Here is a 23,152-nt window from a genome sequence, read left to right as displayed (position 1 = left end):
CACCACGCGTTCACATGGTCGCCAGCCAGCGGGAGGCCTACCTTTGCCCTCGTGGTGACCGTGACGCAACCGGGACAGCGCAGAACCCCCAAGGCCGCCAAGACCAACTCGGTCGCCAAGAAGGCGGTCATGGCGGTCAGCGGCATCATCTTGGTGCTCTACCTGATCGCGCACATGATCGGGAACCTCAAGGTCTTCGCGGGCCGCGAGTCGTTCAACGACTACTCCCACTGGATCCGCACGATCGGTGAGCCGGCCGTGCCCGCGCAGACGACCCTCACGATCATCCGCATCGTGCTGCTGGCCGCCGTGATCGCCCACATCTGGGCGGCGATCTCGCTGTGGCGGCAGGCCAAGCGGGCGCGGCCGAACGGCTACGTCACCAAGAAGGCGGTGGCCCAGAGCTACGCCTCGCGGACCATGCGCTGGGGCGGCGTGATCGTGGGCCTGTTCGTCGTCTACCACATCCTCGACCTCACGATGGGCGTGGCGAACCCGGAGGGCCCCGGCACCACGCCCTACGACCGCCTGGTCGCCGGGTTCTCCAACCCGCTCATCACCGCGGTCTACGTGATCGCCCTCGTCCTGCTCGGCATGCACCTGCGGCACGGCATCTGGAGTGCCACGCAGACCCTCGGGCAGAGCAACAAGCGCCGGGAGCGGACGGTCAACCTCTTCGCCCTGGTCTTCTCCGTGGTGCTGATCGGCGGCTTCCTGCTCGTCCCGTTCAGCGTCCTGTTCGGGCTCGTCGGCTAAGGAGCTCAACGCGATGCCTCTCGACCTCTTCACCGTCGGTAACCCGATCGCCGACACCAAGGCGCCGGTGGACGTGCCCATCGGCGAGCGCTGGAGCACCCGCCGGTTCCGCGCCCGCCTGGTCAACCCGGCCAACCGCCGCAAGCTGACCGTCATCGTCGTCGGCACCGGCCTGGCCGGCGGCTCGGCCGCCGCGACGCTCGGCGAGGCCGGCTACAAGGTCAAAAACTTCTGGTTCCACGACAGCCCGCGCCGGGCGCACAGCGTCGCCGCCCAGGGTGGCATCAACGCCGCCAAGAACTACCGCAACGACGGCGACAGCGTGCACCGCCTGTTCTACGACACGGTCAAGGGCGGCGACTTCCGCTCGCGGGAGGACAACGTCCACCGTCTGGCCGAGGTCAGCGTCAGCATCATCGACCAGTGCGTCGCCCAGGGCGTGCCCTTCGCCCGCGAGTACGGCGGCCTGCTCGACAACCGCTCCTTCGGTGGCGCGCAGGTGTCGCGGACCTTCTACGCCCGCGGTCAGACGGGTCAGCAGCTGCTCTACGGCGCCTACCAGGCGCTGGAGCGGCAGATGGCGGCCGGCACCGTCGAGCAGTTCGCGCGGCACGAGATGCTCGACCTGATCATTGTCGACGGCCGGGCCCGCGGCATCGTGGCGCGCAACCTCATCACCGGCGAGGTGAGCACCCACTTCGCCGACGCGGTCGTCCTGGCCACCGGCGGGTACAGCAACGTCTTCTACCTGTCCACGAACGCCAAGGGCTCCAACGCCACGGCGATCTGGCGGGCGCACAAGCGGGGCGCGTACTTCGCCAACCCCTGCTACACGCAGATCCACCCGACCTGCATCCCGGTCAAGGGCGACTACCAGTCCAAGCTCACGCTGATGAGCGAGTCGCTGCGCAACGACGGCCGCGTGTGGGTGCCCAAGGAGCGCGGTGACACCCGTGACCCGCGGGACATCCCCGAGGACGAGCGCGACTACTACCTCGAGCGGATCTACCCGTCGTTCGGCAACCTGGTGCCCCGCGACATCGCCTCGCGCCAGGCCAAGAACGTGTGCGACGAGGGCCGCGGCGTGGGTCCGGGTGGCCTGGGCGTCTACCTGGACTTCGGCGACGCCATGAAGCGGCTGGGCCGGCCGGCCATCGAGGCGAAGTACGGCAACCTCTTCGACATGTACGCCCAGATCACGGGCGAGGACCCCTACGAGACGCCGATGCGGATCTACCCGGCGGTCCACTACACGATGGGTGGGCTGTGGGTCGACTACGACCTGCAGTCGACGATCCCCGGCATGTTCGTGATCGGCGAGGCCAACTTCTCCGACCACGGCGCGAACCGCCTGGGTGCCAGCGCGCTGATGCAGGGCCTGGCTGACGGTTACTTCGTCCTGCCGAACACCATCAACGACTACCTCGCCGACGGCCCGTTCCCGAAGGTCGACGACAGCCACCCGGCCGTCGCCGAGGCGCTGCAGGAGGTGCAGGGTCGGATGCAGAAGCTGCTGTCCATCAACGGCACCCGCACCCCGGCCTCGTTCCACCGCGAGCTCGGCCGGCTGATGTGGGACCTGTGCGGCATGGAGCGCTCGGACGAGAGCCTGCGCAAGGCCCTCGACCGGATCCCCGAGATCCGCCAGGAGTTCTGGACGAACCTCAAGGTCTCCGGCGACCAGGACACGATCAACCCGACCCTGGAGCACGCCGGCCGCGTCGCCGACTTCATCGAGCTCGCCGAGCTCATGTGCATCGACGCCCTCCACCGCAACGAGAGCTGCGGTGGGCACTTCCGGGCCGAGAGCCAGACCCCCGAGGGCGAGGCGCTGCGCGACGACGAGAACTTCGCCTACGTCGCCGCGTGGGAGTGGACGCCGGAGGGCGCTCCCCCCGTCCTGCACCGCGAAGCCCTCGAGTACGAGTACGTCCACCTCGCCCAGCGGAGCTACAAGTGACAGCGACACGTGAGGGCGCGACCTTCGCGTCCGGCACGGCGACCGACCCGGCCATGGCCCCGCACGGCATGACCCTGACGCTGCGGATCTGGCGGCAGAAGGGCCCGGCCGACAAGGGCCGCATGGTGACCTACCAGGTCGAGGACATCTCCCCGGACATGTCGTTCCTGGAGATGCTCGACGTCCTGAACGAGAAGTTGATCCTCGCCGGCGACGACCCGGTGGTCTTCGACCACGACTGCCGCGAGGGGATCTGCGGCAGCTGCGGCCTGATGATCAACGGTACGGCGCACGGCCGCGGCACCTCGGGTGGTCCCACCACCACCTGCCAGCTGCACATGCGCAAGTTCAAGGACGGCGACACGATCGACATCGAGCCGTGGCGCGCGACGGCGTTCCCGGTGATCAAGGACCTGTCGGTCGACCGTGGCGCGCTGGACCGGATCATCCAGTCCGGCGGTTACATTAGCGCCCCCACCGGCACCGCGCCGGAGGCCCACTCGATCCTGGTGCCGAAGAAGGACTCCGACGCGGCCTTCGACGCGGCCACCTGCATCGGCTGCGGCGCCTGTGTGGCGGCCTGCCCGAACGCCTCCTCGATGCTGTTCACCGCGGCCAAGGTCAGCCACCTGGGCCTCATGCCGCAGGGCCAGCCCGAGCGCAACGAGCGGGTGATCAACATGGTCGCCCAGCAGGACCGCGAGGGCTTCGGCGGCTGCACCAACATCGGCGAGTGCTCGGCGGCCTGCCCCAAGGGCATCTCCATGGAGAACATCTCCCGGCTCAACCACGACCTGCTCGGCGCCCTGCGCGCCGGGGCGCGGCCGAAGAGCTGACGGAGGGTGGGGCCCCGGGCACCGGGTCCCCACCCTCCGGCGCGTCCGGGGCCGGCCGGCCGAGCGCTCAGCCGACGGAGGCGGTGGCCCGGGTCCCGAGCCACCGCTCCAGCTGTTCGGGCGGCAGGGGCGGGCTCAGCTGGTACCCCTGGACCACGTCGCAGCCCAGGGCGGCCAGGGCCTCGACGGTCACCGGGTCCTCGGCGCCCTCGGCGACGAACACCAGGCCGAGCGCGTGCGCGAGTTGCAGGGTCGAGGTGACGATCGCCGCCGACCGGGCGCTGCCGGTCATCGTGCGGACGAAGGTGCGGTCGAGCTTCAGTTCGGTCACCGGCAGCGTCGCGAGGTAGGCGAGGCTGGAGTAGCCGGTGCCGTAGTCGTCGATGGAGACGCCCACGCCGGCCTCGCGCAGGCCGGCGAGCACGCGGACGGCGCGCTCCCGGTCCTCCATCAGCAGGCTCTCGGTCACCTCGAGGACCAGCGCGGTCGCGGGCACGCCGTGCCGCGCGAGCAGCCCGGCCGCCTCGTCGGGGAACCGCTCGTCGACCAGGTTCGACGGGCTCACGTTGACCGAGACCACCAGCTCGAGACCGCGGTCGGACCACTCGCGCCGCTGGGCCAGCGCGGTGTCGAGCACCCGGCTGGTCAGGGCCGCCATGAGCCCGGCGGACTCGGCCAGCTCGATGAAGGCGTCGGGGAACAGCAACCCGCGCTCGGGGTGCTGCCAGCGCACCAGCGCCTCCACCCCCTCCACCCGGCCGGTCGCCACCCTCAGTTTCGGCTGGTAGTGCAGCGTCAGCTCGCCCTCGTCGATGGCCCGCCGCAGCTGGGCGACGGCCTCGAGGCGGTGCCGGCCGGAGCCGTGCCGCTGCTCGTCGTAGACGACCGGGCCTCTGCGGCCGGCCTTGGCCGCGTACATGGCCAGGTCGGCCATCTGCAGCAGCTCCTGGGCGTGGCAGGAGTGCCTCGGGCCCAGGGCGATGCCCACGCTGGCCTCCACGCTCAGGGACATGCCGGCGAGCTGGAACGGCCGCTCGAGCGTGGCGCAGAGCCGGCGGGCCAGCGCGAGCGCGCCGTCCTCTCCCAGCCCGCTGGCCAGGACGACGAACTCGTCACCGCCGAGCCGGGCCAGCAGGTCACCGGAGCGCAGGTGGCCGGCCAGCCGCGGCCCGACCTCGCGCAGCAGCGCGTCGCCGACGCCGTGGCCGAGGGAGTCGTTGATCTCCTTGAACCGGTCGAGGTCGAGCACGAGGACCGCGGTGCCGCCGCCCGTCGCCATCCGCGCGTCCGCGACGGAGAGGGTCTCGAACACCTGGCGGCGGTTGGGCAGGCCGGTCAGCTCGTCGGTGCGCGCCTGCTGCCGACTGTCGGCCAGGGCGCGGACCTCGCGGAAGGTCAGCGCGGTGCGGGCGAGGGCGGCCACCACCGCGCCGAAGGCCAGCCCGCCGGCCACCGGGTCGCCCTCCTGGAGGTAGCCCTGCAGCAGCAGGACCAGCGCGCCGATGGCGCACAGCCCCGGGATGACGAGCGCTCGGACGCCCCGCAGCGGGTCGGAGGTGCGCTGCCGGGGCACCTGGCAGGCGGCCAGGCCGTAGCAGAGGAACGCCAGGCCCCAGCCGATGTCGAGCGGACCGCCGACGACGTAGGTGCCGTGCGCGACCTGGTAGGCGTAGCCGGTGTCGGTGACCACGAACATCGCCGTCCCGGCGGTGAGCCACCACCAGGCGGCACCGGCACCGCGGCCGATGACGACGAGAGCGCCGGCGATGAGCACCAGCAGCAGGAGGTCGGCGACCGGGTAGGCGACGACGAGCACGGCGCCGCGCACCGCCAGGTCGAGGTAGGCGCCGAACGCGAACGCCGCCGCGAAGGCCGCCGCGGTCAGGCCGGTGACGAAGGCGTCGAGCCACATGCTCGACGTCAGCCGCCTGACCCGCGCGCGCAGCATGCGGAACAGCGCGGCGGAGGCCAGCGGGTGGAAGCCGACGAAGGCCACGTCGAACCAGGCGGGGCGGACGATCGGCCCCGGCGAGGCGTCGGCGATGGCGTAGCCCAGCGAGCCCACGGTGTAGGAGCCCACGGCGGCGGCGAACAGCAGCCAGGCACAGCGGTCCTCCCGCACGGTGGCGGCCCGCGTCACCAGGAGTGCGGTCAGCCCGACGAGGAACAGCCACTTGCCACCGACGGCGAGGGTGGCCAGGAGGCCGTCGGCGCCCAGCCCGTGAGCGGCCACGGACAGCACGTAGGCCGATGCCAGGACGGCCGCGCAGCCCCGGACGACCCGCAGCGGCCGATCGGCCGGCTGCCGGGTGCGACCGCGCCGGGCACGCGCGAGGAGTCCGACCACGGGGACAGCATCGGCCACCCGGCGGCGGGCCTTCACCCCACGACGGCGAGCACCGGGCCTGCCTCACCCCGCGGAGGGGGACCGTGACAGCGCGTCCGTCCTGCCACACTGCGCGCATGCGGAGCCCGGCACTTCTCGCCCGGGGCCCTCCTGCAGGCCCGGCTCGACGAGGTGTTGCCGTAGCCCGGGCCGGTCACGGGTGCCCGCTGCTCCGCGGGACACGGGGCCCACGGCGCCGAGCGCGACCGGCTGTGACGCGACCTCGACAGCGCGAGCCGGCAGTCGGAGGACCTGCAGGCGGCGCTGGAGGTCGTCCACGAGGGCGCCCTCGACTAGCGGCTCTGCAGCGCGTCGAGGGCGACGGCCATGGCGGCCGCGACGCGGAAGTCCAGGCGGGGGTCGGCCACGGTGACGGTGTAGCGGTCCCGGATGGCCTTCTGCCGCTCGCTGGTCATCACCGGGGCGCCGGTCGCGGTGTCCACGAAGTCGAAGTGGAAGACGAACGGCACCCAGACGTCCCCGATGTAGGGGATGAAGTCCCAGACCCGGCGCAGGATGGCGATCGACTGGCGCCGCTCCCGACCGACGGCGTTGAGCGTCGGGGTCGACAGGTCCCACGTCGAGCGCAGCAGGCTGGCGCCGAACTGCTTGCGGAAGTACCCGAGCGGGTTGCCGTACTCGTCGAAGACGTCGTGCTCGGCCGCGACGTCGAGCCGCTGCCGCGCCTTGAACCGGAAGACCGGGCGGCTCTTCGAGGTGTCGGCGTAGAAGACGACCTCCTCCTTGAGCTTCATGCGCTTCTGCTCCGCGAAGGCGAGCAGCGGCCCCTCGGAGCCGTCGGGGTTCATCCCGACGACCTCGTAGCGGTTGACCATCAGCGTGATCCGCTGCCTGATGAAGAAGGCCGGCACGACCATCGGGGCGGGCGGCTGCTGCGGTCCGGTCGGAACGGTCACGTCGGGTCTCCCGTACGGGTCGGCAGAGTGTGGACGGGCGTCATCGTGGCCCATCCGACGCCGTCGTCGCCGTTCGACGACGCCGGGACGCTCAGCCACGGTCGGTCGGCGCGGGGCCGGTCCGGGCGCCGGCGACCGCGGTGTGCAGCCGGTCGACGTACCCGTCGACGATCGACGGTGAGCGGTCGGCGGGCAGCGGCGCCGACGGCAGCATTACCCACAGCAGCAGGTAGACGACGACGCCGGCGCCACCGGTCACGGTGAGGCCGACCATGCCGACCCGCCAGAGGACGGCGTCGATGCCGCTGTACTCGGCGAGGCCGCCGCAGACGCCGCCGAGCCAGCGGTCACTGCCGCTGCGGCGCAGTGCGGGCCGGGTGGGGACGGGGAGCGGGGAGGGAGTTGTCATGGCACGAGCCTGGCCCCGCCCGGGCGGCGCGGGAACCGGGGAACGCCCGGATCGGTCCCCCGTTCCCCGGGTCCGGGTGGTCCCGGGTGCGGGCTCCGGGTGTCGGCCTCCGCGGCTACGGTGCAGCGGTGTCCACGAGCGACCGCGTCCTCGCCGCCGGCCCCGCCGACGCGCCCGGCCTCCTGCTGCTGCACCCGTGGTGGGGCGTGACCCCGGCGGTGCGCGAGTGGGCCGACCACCTGGTCGCCGCCGGGCGGCGGGTGCTGGTACCCGACCTGTTCGACGGCGCGCTCCCGGCCACCGAGGCGGAGGCCGAGGCCCGCGCCGACGCCGCCCTGGCCGACCCGGCCACCGCCGAACTCGTGGCCGCGTGCGCGGACACCCTCGCGGCCGACGGCGTCCCGTGGGCGGCGATGGGCTTCTCGCTGGGCGCGTTCCTCGCCTGCCCGCTGGCCGGCCGGGGCGAGGCGGCACCCGACGAGCTGGTGCTCTTCTACGGCGGCCGGCCGCCGGCCGGGGACGTCCGCACCCGGCGGGTGGAGCTGCACGCCGCGCCGGGCGACCCGTGGTTTCCCGAGGAGGAGCTCGCGGAGGTGTCGTCGGGCTTCCGGGACGCCGGGGCGGAGGTCGTCGTCCACCGATACGAGGGGGTACGGCACTGGTTCGCCGAGCGGGACTCCCCCGGCTTCGACGCGACCGCCGCCGGGCTGGCGCGCGACCGGGTCCTCGCCCGGCTGCGGCCGGCCCCGTAGGTCAGGCGCCGGCGGGGGTGCGGCTGCGCTGCTCGGCGCCGACGTCCCCGTACGGGTAGTCGGCGCGGCCGGGGTCGCTGACGGCGTCCAGCCGGGCGCGGTCCTCCGGGTCCAGCGTCACGTCGACGACGCCCAGGTCGTCGCGTAGCTGGTCGGTGGTGCGGGCACCGAGGACGACCGAGGTGACGGCCGGCCGGTCGACCAGCCAGGCGAGCGCGACCTGCGGCATCGAGACCCCGCGGGCCTCGGCGACGTCCTGGACGACCTCCAGCACCTCCCAGGTGCGCTGCCGGGAGCCCACCCGGTCGTAGGCCTCCATGCCGCGGCCGGGGTCCTCCCCCAGCCGGGTCGCGCCCTCGGGCCGCCGGTCGCGGGTGTACTTGCCCGACAGCCAGCCGCCGCCGAGCGGGCCCCACGGCAGCACGCCGAGGCCGTTGTGCAGGCAGGCGGGGACGATCTCGAACTCGACGTCCCGCACCAGCAGGCTGTAGCTCGGCTGCAGCGTCACCGGGACGGCGAGGTGCCGGTGCTCGGCGAGGTCGACGGCCTGCTGCACCTGCCATGCGGTGAAGTTGGACAGGCCCGGGTAGCCGATCTTGCCCGCCGAGACGGCGTCGTCCAGGAAGCGCAGCGTCTCCTCGAGCGGGGTCAGCGGGTCCCAGGCGTGCAGTTGGTAGAGGTCGACGTGGTCGACGCCCAGCCGACGCAGCGAGTCGTCGAGGGCGCGCCGCAGGTGGCGGCGGGACGTGCCGAGGGCGTTGGGGTCCGCGCCCATCGGGAAGCGGCCCTTGGTGGCGAGGACGACGCGGTCGCGGACCTCGGCCGGGCGGTCGGCCAGCCAGCGCCCGGTGATCTCCTCGGCGGCACCGGCGGAGTAGACGTCGGCGAGGTCGACCAGCGTCCCGCCGGCCTCGACGAACAGGTCGAGCTGCTCGTGCGCGCCCGCCTCGTCGGTCTCGGCGCCGAAGGTCATCGTGCCGAGGGCCAGGGCGGAGACCGAGCAGCCGCTGCGGCCGAGCGTGCGGTACTCCACGACGGTGCTCCTGTCCCTCGGGGTCCCACGGGACGTTGCCGCAGCACCCGGGTGACCACCACTCGACGTCGGGACGCCGGCGGTGGCGGTCAGCCGCTCCGCCGGTCGACCGCCGCCCGGATGAGGCCGGCGACCTCCGGGGTCGCGGCGTACGCGCCGGCGGCCAGGAAGGACTGCTGGATGACCCCGCCCAGGTCGTGCCGCGACATCATGTCGTTGCCCATGGCCCGCTGCTCGGCCGCGCCGGGGGCGAAGACGACCGTCCGGACACCCGCCCGCCGCAGCGCCCCCACCTCGTGCCTCAGCAGGCGGGCGGCGTGCCGGCGGGACGCGGCGTAGACGTCGGGGAGCCACCCCGCGGGACCGCTCATCGGCGAGATGACGACGACGAGGTCCAGACGCCGACCGCGGAGGACCGCGGCGTTGGTGGGCGAGTGCACCCCGCCGTCGACGTACTGGTGCCCGCCGATCTCGACCGGGGCGAAGTACCCGGGCACGGCACAGGACGCCGCGACCGCCTGGTGGACCGGGACGTCGGGCGCACCCGGGCGGCCGAACACGACCCGGCGCCCGTCGCGCCGGCGGACGGCACAGATCCACAGGTCGGGCTCCGGCCACCCCGGTCCCTCCAGCTCGCGGAGAGCGGCCAACTGCTCGGCGACGTCGTGCCGTCCGGGCGCCAGGAGCGCCATGCCCGCCGCCAACGGCCGGAACCGCCACGGCCGGGTCAGCGCACGCTGCACCATGTGCCGCCCCGGCAGCCGCAGCGGCCGGCGCAGGACGTGCAGCGGGTTGAACGGCGCGAGCTCGGGGACGGGGGTGCCGGCCACGTGGCGGAGGACGTCGCCCTCGTCCGACAGCGGGGCCTTCACCGTCCAGGCGGCGAGGTCCTCGGCCGAGACGCCCAGCCGCAGCAGCGTGCCGGTAATGGAGCCCGCCGACGTCCCCACGATCACGTCGACCGTGCGTGCGTCGAGGCCGAAGTCGTGCTCGAGCACCGCCAGCACGCCCGAGTGGTACGCCTGGCCCACGACCCCGCCACCGCCCAGCACCACGCCGACGCGCGTCACGCAGTGAGCGTGCCAGGCCCCCGACCGGCACGGCGCCCCGCGGCCCCCGCAGTGAACGTGCCGGTCGGTGGAGGCGGCGTCGCTGCCGCCTCCACCGACCACGGCACTCAGGTGCGGCTGCCGCCGCCGATCATGGGGTCGTCACCGGAGTCCCGCACACCCTGCTCGACGCCCTCCGTGGACGACGGCGCGGTGTAGCCCGCCGGGTCCGACTCCCGGGTCAGCGCGTCGTCCCGCACCACGTCCGGCGGTGGCTGCTCGACGACGGTGACCTCCTGGGGCTGGCGCACGCCCCCCTCGGGCTGCGGCGTCTCCTCGTCCCCCTTCGACGACGCGGCCACGGCCGCGCCGGCCGCCGCCGCGACGCCGGCCACGGCCGCGACACCGGCGGCGACGGCCGTCCCGGAGACCCCGGCCTTGCCTTGGTCCCCGTGCGAGCCGACGGCGTCCCCGACGCCGGGCGTGCCGACGTCGAGGTCCTCGTTGATCGAGCCGCGCCACGCGCCGGTGGCGTAGCCCTCGTCCTCGATCAGCTCCTTGAACCGCTCGAGGTCCGACTTGACCTGCCGCTCCACGATGCCGAGCTTGTCGCCGATCTGCTCGACGGCGCCCTCGGGCTCGTACTCCAGGGTCAGGTACACGATCGTCGAGCTCGGGCCCGCGGCCTCGAAGCGGACGGCGCCGGCGTTGGTGGCGCCGCTGGTCGCGGCCCAGGCGACCTTCCGGTCGGGTTCCTGCTCGAGGATCGAGGCGTCCCACTCCCGCCGGACGCCGGCGATCTCGGCGACCCAGTGCAGCCGCCGGTCGTCGAGCTGGCGGACCTCCCGGACCCCGCCCATGAAGTGCGGGAAGTCCTCGAACTGGGTCCACTGGTTGTAGGCCTGGTTCACCGGTACGTCGACCTGGATCGACCTCTCGACCTTGGTGGTCATCGCTCGTCCTCCCTCTCGCGGGGCTTCGGAGCACCTCCGCTACCCCGGGGTGCAACGGGTGATGCACGGCTCCGCTGAGCGAGCTGCGACGCGCGGGGCACGTGTGACGTGCGGGTTCGCACCGGACGCGTCGTCCGCCGATGACGTGGGCATGCGCGCCAGCCACGTCGCCACCGCCCTCGCCGCCTTCCTCGCCGGGTCGACCGCCGCGACGGTCCTGCACCGCCGGGCCGCCCGCCCGACCCCGGCCGCCGCTCTCCTCCCCGCCACCCCGGCCGAGGAGAACGACGCCGTCGTCCTGCCCTTCTCCCGCCCGCTCGTCGTGGCCTCCGCGGTGGCCGCGCCGGCCGTCGCCGCTCCCGCCCGCTGCGGCGACAGCGGCGGTCGCACCAAGGCCGGCGCGCCCTGCGGCGCCCGCGCCACCGCCGGTGGCCGCTGCCACCACCACCCGCTGGCCGCCTGAGCCCGTCGACGTTCCCGCGGGAACGTCCCGGACCCTTTCACCCGCTGATGTCACGGCACCGGCGTGCGCCGGGTGCGCGTTCTCCGAGCTCCGGAGCTGCGCACCCGCGCACTCCGTCGGCTCCGTCGGTCCGACACGTCGGGCCACCGGCCCAGCGCCGGACGTCACAGCGCACGGGTCCGACGACCCTTCCCGATGCGGCGGCACCCGGAGGACCGTCCCGTCATCGCAGGGTGACAGCCCGGGGAGGGACCGTCATGGCACGGACGGGACAGCGAGCGGTCGTCGTCGGGGCGAGCTTGAGCGGGCTGTTGACCGCCCGGGTGCTCACCGAGGCGTTCGACCGGGTCACGGTGGTGGACCGGGACGACCTCCCGGGTGAGATCGCCGCGCGGCGGGGCGTCCCCCAGGGCCGGCACCCCCACGGGTTGCTCGCCCGTGGCCGTGAGGTCCTCGAGGAGCTCTTCCCCGGCCTCACCGACGAGCTGGTCGAGCACGGCGCCGCGGTCGGCGACATGCAGGGTGACGCCCGCTGGTACAACGACGGGCACCTGCTGCGCCAGTCCCCGATCGGGATGCAGGCCGTCGCCCTGAGCCGGCCGCTGCTGGAGGACCGGGTGCGGGCCCGTGTCCTCGGCCTCCCCGGGGTCGAGCTCGTCGCGCCCGCCCAGCTCACCGACCTGGTGGCGACGGACGGGCGGGTGTCGGGAGTACGCGTGCGCCACGGGAGCCCGTCGGTCGGCAGCACGGACGAGAAAGCGCTCCCGGCCGACCTGGTGGTGGATGCGACGGGGCGCGGGTCGCACACCCCGTCCTGGCTCGCGTCGCACGGCTTCGACCGACCGGCGGAATCCCGGATCGACGTGGACATCCGGTACACCACCTGGATCGTTCCCCGGTACGCCGACGACCTCGACGGCGATCGGGCCTGCCTCGTCGGGGCCACCGTCGCCCGACCACGGTTCGGCGCCGCCCTCGCGATCGAGGGGAACCGGTGGATCATCGCCGCCGGCGGGTACCACGGGGACACCGCACCGACGGACCTGGCCGGCTTCCGCACCTTCGCAGCTGGCCTGACCGCACCGGAGATCGCCGCGCTCATGGCGGACCGGGAGCCGCTCGACGGTCCCCGGACCTACCACTTCGTCAGCAGCACCCGACGGCACTACGAGCGGCTGACGCGGTTCCCCCGGGGCCTGGTGGTCACCGGGGATGCACTGAGCAGCTTCAACCCGGTCTACGGCCAGGGGATCACCGTGGCCGCTGCCGAGGCCCTCGCCCTGCGGGACCTCCTGATCGCTGGTGTCGACGACCTCGCACCGCAGTTCTTCCGCCGGGCCGCGGGGCTCATCGACGTGGCCTGGGACATCGCGGCCGGCAGCGACCTGCGACTGCCAGCGGTTCCCGGCCCCCGGCCGGTGCGGGTGCGATTGGTCAACGCCTACGTGGCGCAGGTCCAGGCGGCGGCTGCGGTCGACCCCGAGGTGGGCGCAGCTTTCCTGAGGGTGGCGAACCTGATCGACCCGCCGGCGTCGCTGCTGCGGCCTCGGCTCGGCACGAAGGTGCTCCTCGCGCGGCGGCGCGCCGCCCGCGTGGGAGCGTCGGCCGCGGATCGACCGGACCCCACGGTGCGGGTGCCCCGACCGCGTGACCTGCCGCAGGACGAGTCCACACCGGCGACCGAGCAGCCCCGCAGCCAGGCGTGACCCCAGCGGCGAGTGCCCTGCTGCGGTGACGGACGGGCGGCACGTGGCCTCCCCGGTCGGCCGCTCGGTGCCCGGCGTCCCTGACGCGGCGTCGTCACCCGATCCCGCTGGGGTCCCAGCGGCCAGCTCGTGCCGGGTCCGGGCGGCCGTGCGGATTGGCGCGCCACCTGCTGGGTAGCTGCGGGCGACGGCCGCCGACACGGCGTCCGGCCGCGCACGACAGGGGGCGACGATGACACTGCCCGACCGGGAGGCCGCGAGGGACTGGGTCGGCCGGACGGTGGTCGACCGCGACGGCGCCGAGATCGGGGTGTGCGCCGCCCTGCTGGCCGACGAGGCGACCGGCCGGCCGGAGTGGATGTACGCCGACCGCGACGAGGCGACCGTGGTGGTCCCGCTCGTCGACGCGACGGGGAGCGGCGATCGGGTGCAGGTCGCCGTCACCCGGGACCAGGCCGAGAGCGCGCCACGGTTCGGTCCCTCCCGCGAGCTGTCCCAGGACCAGGAGGCGACGCTCTACCGGCACTACGGCATCGACTTCTCGACGGCCACCTCGGACAGCCTCCTGCCGGCCGAGGCCGAACCGACCCACGCCGGGTCCACCGAGGCCGGGTCCACCGAGGCCGGGTCCACCGGGTCCGAGCCGACCGGAGCCGAGCCGGGCCCGACGGGGCCCGAGCCGACGGCACGTGAGCCGATGGCACCCGAGCCAGCGAGGGCCGCGCCGGACGCGGCCGCGGGACGGCCCGTCGCGAGCGGCGGCGCGGACCGCGGTCGTGGGGCCGCGGCGGCCGTGGCCGTCCTCGCGGCGCTGGCCGCAGCCGTCGTCGCGGGGGTACGGCTGCGCCGCGGGTCGTCCCTCGGGTCGGTGCGCCCGTTCCGACGCGCGGCTCCCCCGCCGAGATCGGCCGCGCAACGCGCCCTCGCCGGCACCGCCGCGGCCCGCGCGCGGGCCGCGGAGCTCGCGGCGGCGGCCGGACCGACGCTGGACGCGTCGGGCCGCCTCGCGCTGCAGGGCGCGTCCGCAGGGGCCGAGTTCCTGGGCCGCGCGGCGTCGACGGCGGTGCGGTACACCGACGTGGCCGCGACGCGGGTCGCGCCGCTGCTGGCCACGACCGGGCGCGCGGCCCGCGTCGGCACCGACTCGGTCCTGCGGGCGACCGATGCAGCCGCGTTGGCGGTCGCGGCCGCCGTGCCGCGGGTGGCCGAGGGCGCCGTCCGCGCCGGACGGGCGGGGCTGGGCGCCGTGCTCGCGCTGGGCGCGGCAGCAGAGGCTCTACCCGAGGCTGTGGCCGAGACCGGGGAACGACTGGAGAAGAGCTGGAGGAGAGTCATGGGCAGGTTGTCGTTGGGGCTCGGCCTGGGCGTCGGGTACGTGCTCGGCGCGCGCGCCGGGCGGGCCCGGTACGAGCAGATCAGGCAGGCCACGGCCGGCTTCATGGGACGGCCGGAGGTGCAGCAGGCCGTGGAGCAGGTCAGGGCCGCCGCCCCGGCTCCGCTCCAGAGCACCATCGACAAGCTCGCCGGGGGTGGGTCCGGCCGACAGGGCACGAGCGGCGGGACGGCGGACATCGGGGCGGTCGACCCCGTCGCGCCACCGCCGGCGCCGGCGTCGGGCACGGGTGGGACCCCCGGGGGCCGAGCTCCGGTGCCCGACCCGCTGGTCCCGCCCGCGAAGTCGAGCGACGACTCCACCGGGCGACCGTGACGACGGGGTGGCCGTAGCGGCCACCGCGTACGGGTGCGGGCTCGGCCGCGCCGGGCGTCCCGCGGACGTCTCCACGACAGTGTGCGCGGATGCGCAGTTCCTCCACGGGAACTGCGCATCCGCGCACACCATTGCCGGGCTCGGGACGCCGAACACGAAGCTTCTCGGGGCAGCCGACACGGGCGGTGGCTCGGCGCCGGCTCCTCGGTCACTGGTGCCGGGGATGCGGTCGCAGGGGTGCGGGGTTCAGCCGCCACAGCCGGTAGACCCACGGCAGGTCGTAGCCGAGGACGTAGGCCGTGTACGGGGCCAGGGCCCAGCGTGAGCGCGGGTCCTCAGCCACCGATCGCTGGAGCGCCACGAGGGGGACGATGAAGGCGCACAGGCCGACGAAGCCGGCACGGGCACTCCGACGGCCGAAGAAGACCCCGTTCCAGGCCTCGTTGCCGAGGAGGACCGCGAGGCTCCAGGCGGTGCTCTGCGCGTCGCGACGGTCGATGCTCCGTGCGAGCACGTAGCCGATGACCCCGTAGTAGAGCGCCCCGACGCTCAAGAAGGCAGGCAGCGGCAACTGCCAGCGCGGAGCGTCGAGTTCTCGGAACCACGCCATCGCCGCCTTCCCCACGAAGGCGTTGCCCGCGATCGCGGCCGCGCCGGTGCAGGCGCTCGCCTGCAGCACCGATCGCCGCGTCACGCCTCGCATGACGACTCCCGTGCCCCTCGACGGAGCGACCGCTCGGGGACCGTCGAGACCTCGGCGGCACCGGGCCACGAGGGCGCGGGGGACCGGGAGGCGCTGGCGGCCAGGGCGACGAGGATGCCCGTGGTGCCCCAGCCGCTGCGCCGGTAGGCGGACCGAGCCGAAGGCAGCAGGAAGATCGGCCGGACGTACCAGTTCAGCGGGTTGGCGTGGCGGTCGTCCGCCCGGTCGCCGAAGTCGGCGAGGTGCCTGCGGGATGTCCATGGCGGACTCCTGGGGTGGTGGGTGGGGGATCGGTCGGCGTCGCGGTTGCTGCGGGCACCGCCGGACCACTGGGAGTCGGCCCGGTCACGCCTCGCGCTGCATCGCCGCGATGCCGACCTGCCAGGCCTGCTCGGTGACCCCGTCCTCCGGGAAGCGGTGCGTCAGCTCGAGCAGGACCATGCCGTGGATGAAGGCCCACGCCGCGCGGGCCCGAGCCGGGCTGCCCGTGGCCCGTTGGAGCGGCGCGGCGGTGCGCTCCTCCAGCCCCGGAGGCAGGTCCGCGCGGGGCAGGGGTCGGTCGGTCATCAGCCGGTACACGTGCGGGTGTCTCCGGGCGAAGGCGCGATAGGCCCCGACGAACGCCGCCAGTGGGTCGGCCGCGCCGTCGGTCGCTGCCTCGAACCCGGCGGCGGCCTCCTCGAAGCCGGCGATGGTGATCGCGACCTCCAGCGCGTCCTTGCCGGGCACGTGCTTGTAGAGGGACGGGGCCCGGATCCCCATGACCTCGGCGATCCGGCGCATGGTCAGCGCGTCCGGCCCCTCCCGCTCCAGGACGTCCCGGGCGACGGTCGCGATCTCGCGCGCACGCGTCGAGAGGGGGTCAGCCACCGAGGTGCGACGCGGCGTGCTCGGCGCGGCTCTTGAGTGCCTCGTTCATCGCCAGGAAGGCAGGCAGCGTCTTCCGGTCCAGCGCCGCGGCGAGGAGCGGGACGAGGACACCGCGGAAGTCCTCCTGGTGGACGAGCCGGGTACCGCTCCCCCGGGGCTCGAGCGTGAAGGAGTGCTCGGCGTCCATGAGCCCGGGCACCCCCACCGTGCCGCGCCACCGCAACCGCCGGGGCACGTCCACCTCGACGAGCCGGGGGCGCAGGGTCGTCGCCCGGCCGCCGAGCGGCTTCATGGTCAGGGTCAGCCGGCGCCCCGGCTCCACGGCCCCCTCGGCTCGGACGATGAACGGGTTCCACGTCGGGTACGCGGCGAGGTCGGTGAGCACCTCCCACACCCGCTCAGGCGTTGCATCGATGTCGACGTCGGTGCGCAGCCGCTTGGTCATGGCGTACTCCTCGAAGAGCTAACGGTGTTAGCCACTACATTGGCTAACACCGTTAGCTTCGTCAAGACCTCGACCGCTGCGGATCGCTGCCACGGGGATCGAGCGACCTCACCGACACGATCGGTGCGGTGCACGCTGCTGCGGGCGGGACGGCGACACCGGCTCGAGGCCGCCGCCCCCGCTCACGCCGTCCCGTACCACCGGCAGGGGGCGAAACCGCCGTCAGACGTTGAAGCGGAACGAATCTGGGCTCTTTGGACGACGTTGAAAAGCGACGGATATGGCCTTTGAGCTGCGCATATGCTGTTGAGCAAGATCGGCAGTGATGGGGCCTGATTGACCGTTTTGCGGACTGTGTGCGGACTGCCTGTGGCTCGGCATACCCCTCCACACACCCCATGCGGTGCTGGCAGCCTGGTATCCGGCCGTGTCCTCCACGGGGTCCCCGCTGCCGGCCGAGCCTGTAGGGGCATGGCCAACTTCTTGCTGAGGTAGGACCGGTGCACCGGGCAAGCTCGACGTCGAGGAGTTCGTCGGCGAACACGCGTGCGAGGAAGCCCCAGCACCGCGTCAGTCAACGTTGGCCCTGAGCGGCCTGTTCAGGGCGATCTGGCATTGGTGAGGTGCTGCCACCCAGCACGAGGTGGTTAGCCGGCGTCCTGGGTTAGGTACTTGGTGATCGGGTGGTCGGGGCCGAAGACCCGGCGGGAGCGCCGCAGGGTGTCCTCGCCCAGGGCGCGGGCCGGCTCCGCCTCACCCAGCAAGGCCAGGGCGAGGGTCAGGGCGGCCGCCGCCAACAGGGTGGTGGTGCGGTCCGGGCCGAGCACCCGGTGGCAGTGCCGCAGGGTGTCCTCGCCCAGGGCGCGGGCCGTCTCCGCCTCACCCAGCAAGGCTAGGGCGAGGGTCAGGGCGGCCGCCGCCAACAGGGTGACGGGGTGGTCGGGGCCGAGCACCCGGCGGCTGCGCCGCAGGGTGTCCTCGGCGAGTGTGCGAGCCGGCTCAGCCTCACCCAGCAGGGCCAGGGCGAGGGTGAGGGCGGTCGTCGCCCCCAGGGTGGTGGGGTGGTCCGGGCCAAGCACCCGGCGGCAGTGCCGCAGGGTGTCCTCACTCAGGAGGCGGGCCGGTTCCACCTCACCCACCGAGATCAGGGCAATGGTGAGCCTGGCCGCCGCGGCGAGAGTGTCGGGGTGGTCGGGGCCGAGGATGGCCCGCCAGCGGTCGAGCAGCGGTTCGCCGACGGCTCGGCCGGCGTGGCTGTCGCGGCGGACCTGCAGATAGCGGACGGTGTCCAGGACCAGTCGTCGGCTGGCGGCAGAGTGGTCACCCAGCGGGGCGGTGACGAGGATGTGCGGAGCGAGCCGGGCGTAGCCAGCCCAGCTCGCCGGGTCCTCCGGGTCGCCGGGGGCGGCGTTGGCCAGCAGCGCAAGCACCTGCTCGGCGGTGGCCTGCTGCCGGTCTAGGGGCAGCTGCTGGCGGATGACCACCTGCACCAGCCGGTGCAGCTGGAAGGCGTCGGCGGAGCGGCGGGCCAGGGAGTAGCCGACCAGCGCGCCGACGGTGTCGGCCAGCGCGTCGGGATCGGCGGCGACGCTGCCCAGCGGCTCGCCCAGCAGCTCCGCGTGGTCACTGAACAGGGTCAGCGGCACGGGTTCGGGGGCGAGGAAGGCGGCCAGCTCCAGCAGCCGCACCGCGGCCGGGTCCTCGCAGCGCAGCCGCTCCACCGACAGCGCCCAGGCAGTGTCGACCCGGCCGCGGTAGCCGATCACCTCACCGCGGGCCAGCAGGCCGGCGCGGTGGGCGCGGAACCGGCGCAGGTAGTCCGCCGGCGGCAGGTCGGTCTGCTCCAGATAGCCGGCGGCCTGAGCGGCGGCCAACGGCAGGTCGCCCAGCTCGGCGGCCAGCTTGTCCGCCAGGTTCTCGTCCAGGGCCGGGATCCGGGCCCGCAGCAGCGCGATCGTCTCCGCTCGGGCAAGCACGTCGACCTCCAGCCGCCCGCCCAGCGCCCCCCAGCCGGGAGATCGGGAGGTGATCAGCACGTGCCCGGGACCGTCGGGCCGGTAGTCGGAAACGTCGGCCGGCCCCTCGGCGTTGTCGAAGACCAGCAACCAGCGGTCCCGGGCGCGCAGCTCGGCCAGCAGCCGCTCCACCGTGTCGGCCACGGTCGGGCCGGCGGAGAGGCCCAGCCGGATGGCGAGGGTAAACAGTTGCTCGGGGATCAGCACCGGCTGTTCGGCGTCGATCCACCACACCAGGTCGTAGTCGGCGGCGAACCGGTGCGCGTACTCCAATGCCAGCTGGGTCTTGCCCACCCCACCCAGCCCGTACAGGGCCTGCACCACCAGCGTGGCCTCGCCCGCGTGCAGTCGCCGGCGCAGCTCGGCGAGCATGCCGTCCCGGCCGGTGAACCGCGGATTGCGCGGCGGCACCTTCCACACCGCCGGTAGAGCACCGGCGAACCCCGGCCGGTCACCCGGTCCGTCACTCCGCGCCGATCCTCCACGGGGAAACGGGGGTGGGCCGGTCGGTCGACCTCCGGCCAGCCGGGTCCGCAGCCGGGCCGCCGCCGCGGCCTCGTCCAGGCCGGTCAGGTCCAGATGGATCAGCGGTGCGTACAGCGGGGGCAGGGTGACCGGCTCGACCAGCACCGGCACGATCCGAGCTTCGGTCGCCGCGGACTCCACGAAGGCCGCCCGAAGCTCAGCGCCGCCGAACACCGAGGCGAAGTAAGCCTCGGTACACACCGCCAACAGCCGGTCGGCCCGCTCAAGCGCCGCGGCCATGCGGGCCACGAAGTCCTCACCCGGCGCCCAGTCCCACACGTCCAGCTCGACGCTGTAGCCGACCTCCTGCAGCTGCCAGGCCAGCCACTCCGCCCAGGCGGTGTCCCGCCCGGCATGACTGACGAAGAAATCGGTCCCCCGACCGCTCACGCACCAGTGCTACACCCATCACCCGGCGTACGCGATACCCGGCGCTCCCGGTCCTCCGCACCGGTCGGTGCGCGCGGAAGCGATTCGGTGTCCCAGCCGCACATGCCTGCACAACCGGGTGTCCCTCAAGCCGCCTTCAGGGCGCAGGTTGCCTGTCGCGGCATTAGATTGGCCGAACCTGGTCCGTCCGAAGCCAGCCGAGAGACTCCTGACAGAACTCAGGGCCCGTCTTCCTTGAGCCACGCGCACGGGCCGCGGAGCAGGCCGTCGCTGGTGTTCGTGGACCAGCCATCGAGCCGGCGGTCGCGGGTGGCGCCCTCCGGCAGCAGGCTCACCTCGACGGCGACCGGACCGGAGGGGCACGTCGTTCCCCGGCCTTCGTGAGCGCGTGCTCGACACGCCCCGGCTTAGGTGTTCGGTGATCGGCACCGCCGGAACGTGAAGCCCCGTGCCGACAGTCGACGTCGACACGGGGCTACGGGTGACCGACTTCAGCGCTCTGCAAGGTCGCTGCTCTGGGGAAGGCGTCAAAGGGTGAGCAAGCACCCAAGGGCGGCCCGCCCCACCATCAGTTGCCGGCGGCCCGGAACTGCTCGACCACGTCGCTCTTGATGCGGCCGCGCGGAGAAACGTCGATGCCCTGGCTCTTGGCCCAAGCTCGGACGGCTGCGGGGTCGATCGAGTCAGTGGTGGTGTGACGAACAGCGGCCCGGCCTTTGCTCGTCGAGCCGGACTTACGACCCGCCGAGACGTACTTCGACAGGGCGTCGCGGAACTCGGCGGCGTTGTTGTCCGAGAGGTCGATCTCGTAGCTCCTGCCGTCGAGACCGAAGCTGACAGTGGTGTCGGCGGGGGTTTCGCCATCCAGATCGTCGATGAGGACGACGGAAGTCTTCGTAGCCATAACGGTGATCATCCGCATATTTGCTGTCGAGTCAAGGCCAAAGCTCAGCCGTGCGGCCTATATGACTCAACGCGGTGAAGGATGTACTTCGGGATAGCAATGACCATGCACATTGCCCTACAGCTCACGCCGTGGATAAGAGAGACCACTCAGCGGTCCCCTGTTTCCTCTGCAAGCAGACCTTCGTGGTGAACGACGCCCCTGACATGAGCCTGTCCGCGAGATGCCAGTGGCTGGACGCGAACATATATGCCAGAACGAGCTCGACGCCGACGAGCTGGCGCCCCAGGCGGTCGAGTGGGCTGAAGGCATCCTCGCGAGTGCCGGCGCATAACCAGCGCGTACGCCCGCGCCTCCGGCCACGGCATCCTCGACCTGGCGGTGTTCGGCCGGTCGGCTCCGCACGCCGAGGCCATCGGCCGCTGCCGATCGCAGGGCCGCCTGCCGGCGTGGCTGGCAGACTTGAAGTGTCCTGTCAGGTCGATCCGTCGACGCATTCTCTTGGCATCGGAATTTAGTAGTCGGGTCCGCCGGGTCAGCAGGCCCGACCGCCCGACCGTTTGGAGGCCAGATGGATGGGTCGGGTTGCCCTTCGCCAACCCGACCCGTTGTCCGCCGTCCTGCACGGCCACGGGATCCGCTCCTACGCTGCCCGGCGTGACCGCTGATCGGCCGGCACGGGTAGAGGACGTGCACGAACTCGCGCTGGGGCTCCCGCACGTGACCGTCGTCCACGGGGCGCGCGGCAATGCCGTGTACCAGGTGGGTGGGAAGTCCTTCGTCTTCTTCCGTACCCCGCGGCCGGACGCCGTGGACGCCTCGACCGGGGAGAGGCTTCCCGACGTGATCGTCTTTTGGGTCGAGTCCGAAGCCGACAAGCAGGCCCTGGTCCAGGATGAGACAACGCCGTTCTTCACCACCCCGCACTTCGACGGGCACAACTCGGTGTTGGTGCAGGCCAGCCGGCTCGGGGAGATCACCCGGCAGGAGTTGGCCGAACTGGTGCAGGACGCCTGGCTCGCTCAGGCCTCCACCCGCAGGAAAGCCGCCTGGCTGGCGGCGCACGGCACCACGCCGATCTCGGACCCGGCCCCGACCGACGGCGAACTGCGGACCCTCTCCTGATCTCGCGCCAACCGGGGTCGCGCTCGTAGGGACGGGTCCGACGGTCGCCGCAAGTAGCGGATCGTGGCCGTCCCTTGGGCCGCCTTCGGCGCGAACGTTGCCTGACGCGGTGCTAGCCGTTCGCGTCGACGCGGAGATCGCCCAGACCAACGCGGATCTCGAAGTCGTCGTCCTCACCGCCGACTCGCTCGGCGAAGCAAGCGCACCCACGGCCGCTACTTCTCCACACCTGCGGAACTCGTCCGAGCCGCGCTTGATGGAGACCCGGTGCCGGATCCCCGCGAAGGGTCGGCCGAACGACGACTCCCGCACGTGCAGCGCCAGCTGTGGCGACCACCGCGACCGGCACTGATACGGACGAACACCCCATCAGGGCGCGATTCGTCATCGTGATCTCTCGGTAACCTGCTGATCATGAGTTCCACCGACGGCTGGGACCTGACCGTTCCCGAGGACACAGCCGAGTTGCTCGCCGAGCTGCGCCGCCACGGCGTGCGGCCCGGTCACCGCCTTCACGTGGTTCGCGCTACCGACGAGTCAGCGCAGCAGTCGAGTGATCCCATCGAGCGGCCGGCGTCCCGCAAGCTGGACTTCATCGGCTCGGTGCACGGGGGCCCCGACGACCTCTCCACCCGGACCGACGACTACCTCAAGCGGGGCTTCGGCCACGAGTGATCCTCCTCGACACCAACGTCCTCGACACCAAGGTCCTCGTCGCCGCCGCCAGGACCGCAGACACCAACCACCACAGCGCGGCGCGGCTCCTCGAGTCTCTTGATGAACCGCGACTGGTCCCGCCCACCGTGGTCGCCGAGGTTTGTTACCTCCTCAGCGAGTGGGGCGGCCCAGACGCCGAGGCCCGTTCCTGCGCGATTTCCGGCCGGGTGGCCTGCAGTTGGCCGAGCTGACCGACACTGATGTCGCTCGTATGGCCGACCTCGCCGAGCGCTATGCCGACCTTCGCCTCGGCGGTACCGACGCGTCGGTCATCGCCATCGCCGAGCGCCTCGGCATCCATCGCATCGCCACCTTCCATCGGCGGCACTTCACGGTCGTTCGCCCGTCAATGTCGAAGCGTTCACGCTTCTGCCGGAGGCCACGTCGTCCTGACCCGGCGAACACCCGCGTCGACTCAGGCGCTGGCCCTTCACAGGGCTCGGCGGCCCTTGTCCACCTTGGTCTCCGTCACGTAGGTCATGGACGGCTGACGCTGGGGTGGCGTCCTGCAGCTCAGTGATGACTCAAGC

The 23,152-nt window shown here is 73.0% G+C and carries 22 protein-coding genes; 11 read left to right on the top strand and 11 right to left on the bottom strand.

Annotated features, from left to right (window positions below):
- The first annotated feature begins 60 nt into the window (after positions 1-60).
- From BLW63_RS17355 to BLW63_RS17345, 3 genes are read left to right on the top strand one after another with little or no spacing between them, the layout of a single operon-like run.
- The gene (locus BLW63_RS17355; protein ID WP_091159241.1) at positions 61-756 is read left to right on the top strand and encodes a succinate dehydrogenase cytochrome b subunit; all 696 of its coding nucleotides are present in this window, start codon (positions 61-63) and stop codon (positions 754-756) included.
- 13 nt (positions 757-769) lie between these two features.
- Positions 770-2,716 carry a fumarate reductase/succinate dehydrogenase flavoprotein subunit gene (locus tag BLW63_RS17350; RefSeq protein WP_091158961.1) on the top strand — a complete coding sequence of 649 codons (1,947 nt, stop codon included), beginning with the start codon at positions 770-772 and terminating at the stop codon, positions 2,714-2,716.
- Entirely contained in the window at positions 2,713-3,552 is an 840-nt protein-coding gene (locus tag BLW63_RS17345) for a succinate dehydrogenase/fumarate reductase iron-sulfur subunit (RefSeq protein ID WP_244522642.1), read from the top strand. Before BLW63_RS17350 ends, BLW63_RS17345 begins: the two co-directional genes overlap by 4 nt.
- Positions 3,553-3,619: 67 nt before the next feature.
- Here BLW63_RS17345 and BLW63_RS17340 read toward each other — a convergent pair whose 3' ends face one another.
- The 3 genes from BLW63_RS17340 to BLW63_RS17330 form a co-directional block, all read right to left on the bottom strand.
- Positions 3,620-5,899, bottom strand: coding sequence for a putative bifunctional diguanylate cyclase/phosphodiesterase (locus BLW63_RS17340; RefSeq protein ID WP_139263629.1), 2,280 nt, complete (start codon positions 5,897-5,899; stop codon positions 3,620-3,622).
- Between the two features lie 332 nt (positions 5,900-6,231).
- Entirely contained in the window at positions 6,232-6,855 is a 624-nt protein-coding gene (locus BLW63_RS17335) for an LURP-one-related family protein (protein WP_091158955.1), read from the bottom strand.
- A gap of 91 nt (positions 6,856-6,946) precedes the next feature.
- Entirely contained in the window at positions 6,947-7,264 is a 318-nt protein-coding gene (locus tag BLW63_RS17330; RefSeq protein WP_091159237.1) for a PspC domain-containing protein, read from the bottom strand.
- A gap of 128 nt (positions 7,265-7,392) precedes the next feature.
- Between BLW63_RS17330 and BLW63_RS17325 the strand changes: the two genes are divergently transcribed.
- Positions 7,393-8,016 carry a dienelactone hydrolase family protein gene (locus BLW63_RS17325; RefSeq protein ID WP_170856828.1) on the top strand — a complete coding sequence of 208 codons (624 nt, stop codon included), beginning with the start codon at positions 7,393-7,395 and terminating at the stop codon, positions 8,014-8,016.
- A 1-nt stretch (position 8,017) separates the two neighbouring features.
- Here BLW63_RS17325 and BLW63_RS17320 read toward each other — a convergent pair whose 3' ends face one another.
- The 3 genes from BLW63_RS17320 to BLW63_RS17310 all read right to left on the bottom strand — a co-directional run bounded on the left by BLW63_RS17320 (position 8,018) and on the right by BLW63_RS17310 (position 11,051).
- A complete protein-coding gene (locus BLW63_RS17320) occupies positions 8,018-9,049 on the bottom strand; it encodes an aldo/keto reductase (RefSeq protein WP_091158950.1) in 1,032 nt (343 codons plus the stop codon).
- Between the two features lie 89 nt (positions 9,050-9,138).
- On the bottom strand, positions 9,139-10,119 hold the full coding sequence (locus BLW63_RS17315) for a patatin-like phospholipase family protein (protein ID WP_091158948.1): 981 nt from the start codon (positions 10,117-10,119) through the stop codon (positions 9,139-9,141).
- A gap of 107 nt (positions 10,120-10,226) precedes the next feature.
- The gene (locus BLW63_RS17310) at positions 10,227-11,051 is read right to left on the bottom strand and encodes an SRPBCC family protein (protein ID WP_091158945.1); all 825 of its coding nucleotides are present in this window, start codon (positions 11,049-11,051) and stop codon (positions 10,227-10,229) included.
- 151 nt (positions 11,052-11,202) lie between these two features.
- Here BLW63_RS17310 and BLW63_RS26930 point away from each other — a divergent pair, with 151 nt between their 5' ends.
- The 3 genes from BLW63_RS26930 (at position 11,203) to BLW63_RS17295 (ending at position 14,928) form a co-directional block, all read left to right on the top strand.
- The gene (locus tag BLW63_RS26930; RefSeq protein ID WP_091158942.1) at positions 11,203-11,514 is read left to right on the top strand and encodes a hypothetical protein; all 312 of its coding nucleotides are present in this window, start codon (positions 11,203-11,205) and stop codon (positions 11,512-11,514) included.
- A 257-nt stretch (positions 11,515-11,771) separates the two neighbouring features.
- A complete protein-coding gene (locus BLW63_RS17300; protein ID WP_091158939.1) occupies positions 11,772-13,220 on the top strand; it encodes an FAD-dependent monooxygenase family protein in 1,449 nt (482 codons plus the stop codon).
- Between the two features lie 232 nt (positions 13,221-13,452).
- The gene (locus BLW63_RS17295) at positions 13,453-14,928 is read left to right on the top strand and encodes a hypothetical protein (RefSeq protein ID WP_091158937.1); all 1,476 of its coding nucleotides are present in this window, start codon (positions 13,453-13,455) and stop codon (positions 14,926-14,928) included.
- A 208-nt stretch (positions 14,929-15,136) separates the two neighbouring features.
- Here the strand turns inward: BLW63_RS17295 and BLW63_RS26925 are convergent, their stop codons facing one another.
- The 5 genes from BLW63_RS26925 to BLW63_RS17270 all read right to left on the bottom strand — a co-directional run bounded on the left by BLW63_RS26925 (position 15,137) and on the right by BLW63_RS17270 (position 20,780).
- Positions 15,137-15,622 carry a TspO/MBR family protein gene (locus BLW63_RS26925; protein WP_170856827.1) on the bottom strand — a complete coding sequence of 162 codons (486 nt, stop codon included), beginning with the start codon at positions 15,620-15,622 and terminating at the stop codon, positions 15,137-15,139.
- A gap of 354 nt (positions 15,623-15,976) precedes the next feature.
- Positions 15,977-16,501 carry a TetR/AcrR family transcriptional regulator gene (locus BLW63_RS17285; RefSeq protein WP_091158931.1) on the bottom strand — a complete coding sequence of 175 codons (525 nt, stop codon included), beginning with the start codon at positions 16,499-16,501 and terminating at the stop codon, positions 15,977-15,979.
- Positions 16,494-16,946 carry an SRPBCC domain-containing protein gene (locus tag BLW63_RS17280; protein ID WP_091158929.1) on the bottom strand — a complete coding sequence of 151 codons (453 nt, stop codon included), beginning with the start codon at positions 16,944-16,946 and terminating at the stop codon, positions 16,494-16,496. Before BLW63_RS17280 ends, BLW63_RS17285 begins: the two co-directional genes overlap by 8 nt.
- Positions 16,947-17,593: 647 nt before the next feature.
- Entirely contained in the window at positions 17,594-19,876 is a 2,283-nt protein-coding gene (fxsT, locus tag BLW63_RS17275) for an FxSxx-COOH system tetratricopeptide repeat protein (protein WP_091158926.1), read from the bottom strand.
- A gap of 568 nt (positions 19,877-20,444) precedes the next feature.
- Complete coding sequence (locus tag BLW63_RS17270; protein ID WP_091159235.1) at positions 20,445-20,780, bottom strand: histone-like nucleoid-structuring protein Lsr2; 336 nt, start codon at positions 20,778-20,780, stop codon at positions 20,445-20,447.
- Between the two features lie 657 nt (positions 20,781-21,437).
- On the opposite strand from BLW63_RS17270, the gene BLW63_RS17265 reads away from it, so the two are divergent.
- From BLW63_RS17265 to BLW63_RS28995, 4 genes are all read left to right on the top strand, one after another.
- Positions 21,438-21,905, top strand: coding sequence for an MmcQ/YjbR family DNA-binding protein (locus BLW63_RS17265; RefSeq protein ID WP_091158924.1), 468 nt, complete (start codon positions 21,438-21,440; stop codon positions 21,903-21,905).
- 414 nt (positions 21,906-22,319) lie between these two features.
- Positions 22,320-22,580 (top strand): hypothetical protein, encoded by a 261-nt coding sequence (locus BLW63_RS17255; RefSeq protein ID WP_091158919.1) that lies wholly within the window; start codon positions 22,320-22,322, stop codon positions 22,578-22,580.
- The gene (locus tag BLW63_RS29000) at positions 22,577-22,813 is read left to right on the top strand and encodes a PIN domain-containing protein (RefSeq protein ID WP_211517153.1); all 237 of its coding nucleotides are present in this window, start codon (positions 22,577-22,579) and stop codon (positions 22,811-22,813) included. The genes BLW63_RS17255 and BLW63_RS29000 overlap by 4 nt, the downstream gene beginning before the upstream one ends.
- The gene (locus BLW63_RS28995) at positions 22,801-23,142 is read left to right on the top strand and encodes a hypothetical protein (RefSeq protein ID WP_211517152.1); all 342 of its coding nucleotides are present in this window, start codon (positions 22,801-22,803) and stop codon (positions 23,140-23,142) included. Before BLW63_RS29000 ends, BLW63_RS28995 begins: the two co-directional genes overlap by 13 nt.
- The last annotated feature ends 10 nt before the right edge of the window (positions 23,143-23,152 follow it).

It is taken from the genome of Geodermatophilus africanus, assembly GCF_900107105.1.
Lineage (GTDB): Bacteria > Actinomycetota > Actinomycetes > Mycobacteriales > Geodermatophilaceae > Geodermatophilus > Geodermatophilus africanus.
The sequence above is the reverse complement of the archived record's forward strand: the minus strand, read 5'-3'. Positions and strand labels throughout refer to the sequence as shown.

Coding starts and splice junctions, on each gene's coding strand:
- BLW63_RS17295 (WP_091158937.1), top strand. CDS start 13,453: ATGACACTGCCCGACCGGGAGGCCGCGAGGGACTGGGTCGGCCGGACG.
- BLW63_RS17280 (WP_091158929.1), bottom strand. CDS start 16,946: ATGACCAAGCGGCTGCGCACCGACGTCGACATCGATGCAACGCCTGAG.
- BLW63_RS17300 (WP_091158939.1), top strand. CDS start 11,772: ATGGCACGGACGGGACAGCGAGCGGTCGTCGTCGGGGCGAGCTTGAGC.
- BLW63_RS17330 (WP_091159237.1), bottom strand. CDS start 7,264: ATGACAACTCCCTCCCCGCTCCCCGTCCCCACCCGGCCCGCACTGCGC.
- BLW63_RS26930 (WP_091158942.1), top strand. CDS start 11,203: ATGCGCGCCAGCCACGTCGCCACCGCCCTCGCCGCCTTCCTCGCCGGG.
- BLW63_RS17255 (WP_091158919.1), top strand. CDS start 22,320: ATGAGTTCCACCGACGGCTGGGACCTGACCGTTCCCGAGGACACAGCC.
- BLW63_RS17270 (WP_091159235.1), bottom strand. CDS start 20,780: ATGGCTACGAAGACTTCCGTCGTCCTCATCGACGATCTGGATGGCGAA.
- BLW63_RS17310 (WP_091158945.1), bottom strand. CDS start 11,051: ATGACCACCAAGGTCGAGAGGTCGATCCAGGTCGACGTACCGGTGAAC.
- BLW63_RS17350 (WP_091158961.1), top strand. CDS start 770: ATGCCTCTCGACCTCTTCACCGTCGGTAACCCGATCGCCGACACCAAG.